We start from the raw sequence: 3842 nt of genomic DNA, 5'->3' as shown, positions 1-3842 counted from the left end.
TCGGCCCGGCCGAGATCCGAGCCGCCGATGTCGTCACCGATGCAGATGCCACCGAGGCCGAGGTCGCCAGCGCGTCGCAGGACGTCGACCGGGAAATGTTTCTGCTCGTCCCACTCGATCGCGTGCGGCTCCAGCTCGGCCTCGGCGAACTTGCGTACCGCGTCCGCGAGGGCGCGTCGTTCGGTGGTCTCCATGACTCAATCCATCGTGGGGATGACGAAGCTGGCGGCGTCCTTGGTGCCCGAAGGCCAACGCGACGTGACGGTCTTGGTCTTGGTGTAGAACCGGAAAGCATCGGGACCGTGCTGGTTGAGATCGCCGAATCCAGACTTCTTCCAGCCGCCGAACGTGTGATACGCGATGGGCACCGGGATGGGCACGTTGACCCCGACCATGCCCACCTCGACCCGGGCGGTGAAGTCACGCGCGGTGTCGCCGTCGCGGGTGTAGATCGAGACCCCGTTGCCGTACTCGTGCTCGCTCGGCATGGCCAGCGCCTCTTCGTAGGTGTCGGCGCGCGCGATGACCAGCACCGGACCGAAGATCTCCTCCAGGTAGATCCGCATGTCAGTGGTGACCTTGTCGAACAGGCTGGGACCGATGAAGAAGCCCTCCTCGTGTCCCTCCAGCACGAAGTCGCGGCCGTCGACCACGAGCTCGGCGCCTTCGTCGACACCGGCCCCGATGTAGTCGAGGACTCGCTGCTTGGCCTCGGCCGTCACGAGCGGGCCGTAGTCCGAGCTCGCCTCCAGGCTGGGCCCGACCGTCAACGTCTTGATGCGTTCAGTGAGCTTGGCGACGAGGGCGTCGGCGGTCGCCTGCCCGACGGGCACGGCCACCGAGATCGCCATGCAGCGCTCGCCGGCTGAGCCGTAGCCCGCCCCGATGAGAGCCTCGACCGTGTCGTCGAGGTCGGCATCGGGCATGACGATCATGTGGTTCTTGGCACCGCCGAAGCACTGGGCACGCTTGCCCTGCGCGGCAGCAGTCTCATAGATGTACTGCGCGATGGGCGTCGATCCGACGAAGCCGATCGCCTTGACGCGGTCGTCGGTGAGCAGAGCGTCGACCGCCACCTTGTCACCGTTGACGACATTGAAGACTCCAGGCGGCATGCCGGCCTCGATGAACAGCTCGGCCAGGTGCAGCGGCACGGACGGGTCACGCTCGGACGGCTTGAGCACGAAGGCATTGCCCGCCGCGAGAGCCGGGCCGGCCTTCCACAGCGGAATCATCGCCGGGAAGTTGAACGGGGTGATCCCCGCGACGACGCCGAGGGGTTGACGCATCGAGTACACGTCGATCCCGGTGCCAGCTGACGTCGTGTACTCGCCCTTGAGCAGGTGCGGTGCGCCGAGTGCGAACTCCACGACCTCGACACCGCGCTGCACGTCGCCGCGAGCGTCCGGCAGGGTCTTGCCGTGCTCGCGGGACAGCTTCTCGGCCAGCACGTCCATGTCCCGTTCGACGAGTCGAAGGAATGCCATCAGCACGCGGGCCCGGCGCTGCGGATTCCAGGCGGCCCACTCGCGCTGGGCCTGTTCGGCATCGTCGATGACGGCTGTGACTTCTTCCACGCTGGCCAGCGGGACGGCGGCCTGGACCCCACCGGTGTTGGGGTCGAACACGTCGGCGAATCGGCCTGACGTGCCAGCAACGTGCTTGCCGGCGATGAAGTGGGTCAGCTCGGTGGTCATGGCGCTCCCGGTACTTGGGCATCAGATGAACTAGTTGGACACCAAAATACATCAGGGCGGGCGTATTCCCCAATGCCGATTCAGGCCATCTCGTCGCGTGCGGCCCACGCCAGCAGGGGAGCGAGGTCGAACCGGGTGGCGTCGATCTCCGCGTGGAGGTCGCCGAGCTCAGCGAAGCGGGGCGGCACGGTGGCGATCGTGAAGTCGTGCGGGTCGACGTCGTCGACCTCATCCCAGGTGATCGGTGTCGAGACGCGTCCGTCTGCGAATCCGCGCACCGAGTAGGCCGCCGCGATCGTGTGGTCGCGTGCGTTCTGGTTGTAGTCCACGAACACCTGGTGCGGATCGCGATCCTTGCGCCACCATGCTGTGGTCACGTCGCCGGTGCGGCGTTCGACCTCCCGGGCGAAGGCGAGCGCCGCACGCTTCACGTCGGCAAATTCGTGGTCCGGCTCGATGCGCACGTAGACGTGCAGCCCCGCACCGCCCGACGTCTTGGGAAACCCCGTGGCGCCCAGCTCGTCGAGCACCTCGTGGGCCACGGCAGCGACCCGTTGCACCGTGGCGAAGTCGCAGTCGTCGCCCGGGTCGAGATCGATCCGCCACTCATCGGGCTTCTCCACGTCGCGGCGGCGGCTGTTCCAGGGGTGGAACTCCACCGTCGACATCTGGACCGCCCAGATCACCGCGGCCAGCTCGGTGACGCAGACCTCGTCGACGATGCGGTCGTAGCGCGGGAAGTGGATCGGTACGGTCTCCAGCCAAGGGGGAGCCCCGTGCGGCACCTTCTTCTGGTGCACCTTGTCCCCGTCGACACCGTCCGGGAAGCGGTGCAGCATGCAGGGTCGCTCGAACAGGGCGTTGACGATGCCGTCTCCGACGGAGAGGTAGTACTCGACCAGATCGAGCTTGGTCCATCCGTGATCGGGGAAGTACACCCGTTCAGGGCTGCTGACTCGCACGACCTTGTCATCGACCTCGATCTCGACGGGGTCGCCGTGATCACGGCGGGCCGACATGGCTCAGCCGTGACTCGGTTCGGCGCCGCTGGCCACGACACCCTTCGACACGGCCATCAGGTCATCGGCCACGGCTGCGAGGGCCTCGACCGTCTCGGCCGGGATGCCGGCCAGGGTGACCCGGTCGGTGTCGTCCTCGATCTTGGTGCGTGCGGCTGCACCCTCGGCGGTGATGGCCCCCGAGTCGTCCAGCCATCCGCGGTGCTGCAGACGTCGGACGCCTGCTGACCACTCGTCGTCGGTCCAGCCGCGCATCTGCTGCTGCTGGGCGAAGGTGAGCCCCGCCGCGACCATCAGCACGTTCGCGTCGACTCCGCGCAGGCCTTGCGTGGCCAGCACGGCGAGGTGAGAGTCGCCGCGGTATTCGCGCAACGTGGTCGCGCCGTGCCACACCAGGCCGAGATCATCGGTCGGACGGGGCAGTCCGACGTTGCCCGCGGCGAGCGGGCGCACCGTGAGATCGAGGGTCGGCAAGGCCTCGCCGAGGGCCCTGGCGGCCGGTGCGAGATCGATGCCCGCGATCTCGACACCCGGGCGGATCACGTCGCGCCCGTGCTGCAGGCGCGTCGCGAGAATCTCGTCACGATCGGCCAGATCCCACGCGGTCGGGATGGCGCGATGCACCAGCGCCGGCGCGAAACCGTGGAACGTCGCGGTCACCACCTCTGGCCCGGGCATACCCAACGGCGCCGCGCGCGAGGCGAAGTAACCCATCCAGTAGCCCTTCAGGCCGAGTGCTTCGTACCGCGCCTTGACGTCCGGGGCGAAGTAGACGACGTGGTGGATGGTCTCGACGGACCGCCAGAACGAACGACGCAGGCTCATGGGCACCAGTCAACCATCACGGCTGAGGTACGCCGGTCGGATTCGGGTAGGGCACGGCGCCAGAAGCCTGGACGGCCCGCGCGATCGCGACCAGAGCAGGGGTCGCGCTGATGGTGCGAGCGGTGGCTTCCCGGTCGCCGATGCCAGCGTTGGCGTGTACAACAGCCCGACATCGGCACCCGAATAGAACTCACCAAGAGGGATGCCTTGTGAGTCGGTCGCGCTGCCGATGCTGCCCGAGAGCTGCGAGTCCTCGGCGCCATAGACCGACAGGGTCGTAACCAGCTGATCGCGGGGCGAC

Annotated in this window: 4 protein-coding genes; all 4 read right to left on the bottom strand. The window is 67.6% G+C overall.

Annotated features, from left to right (window positions below; genetic code table 11):
- Positions 1–194, bottom strand: a 194-nt coding sequence (locus WB508_RS01685; RefSeq protein ID WP_423843140.1) for an acyl-CoA dehydrogenase family protein, incomplete at its 3' end; no start/stop codon positions are given.
- A 3-nt stretch (positions 195–197) separates the two neighbouring features.
- On the bottom strand, positions 198–1697 hold the full coding sequence (locus tag WB508_RS01680; protein ID WP_423843139.1) for a CoA-acylating methylmalonate-semialdehyde dehydrogenase: 1500 nt from the start codon (positions 1695–1697) through the stop codon (positions 198–200).
- 80 nt (positions 1698–1777) lie between these two features.
- Entirely contained in the window at positions 1778–2716 is a 939-nt protein-coding gene (gene ligD, locus WB508_RS01675; RefSeq protein WP_423843138.1) for a non-homologous end-joining DNA ligase, read from the bottom strand.
- 3 nt (positions 2717–2719) lie between these two features.
- Positions 2720–3541: an SCO6745 family protein gene (locus WB508_RS01670; RefSeq protein ID WP_423843137.1), complete on the bottom strand. Its 822-nt coding sequence runs from the start codon at positions 3539–3541 to the stop codon at positions 2720–2722.
- Positions 3542–3842: the final 301 nt, after the last annotated feature.

The sequence above is a fragment of the Aeromicrobium sp. genome, from assembly GCF_049586495.1.
In the GTDB taxonomy this organism is placed as follows: Bacteria; Actinomycetota; Actinomycetes; order Propionibacteriales; family Nocardioidaceae; genus Aeromicrobium.
Note: the sequence above shows the minus strand (reverse complement) of the source record. Positions and strands in the feature narration are given on the sequence as shown.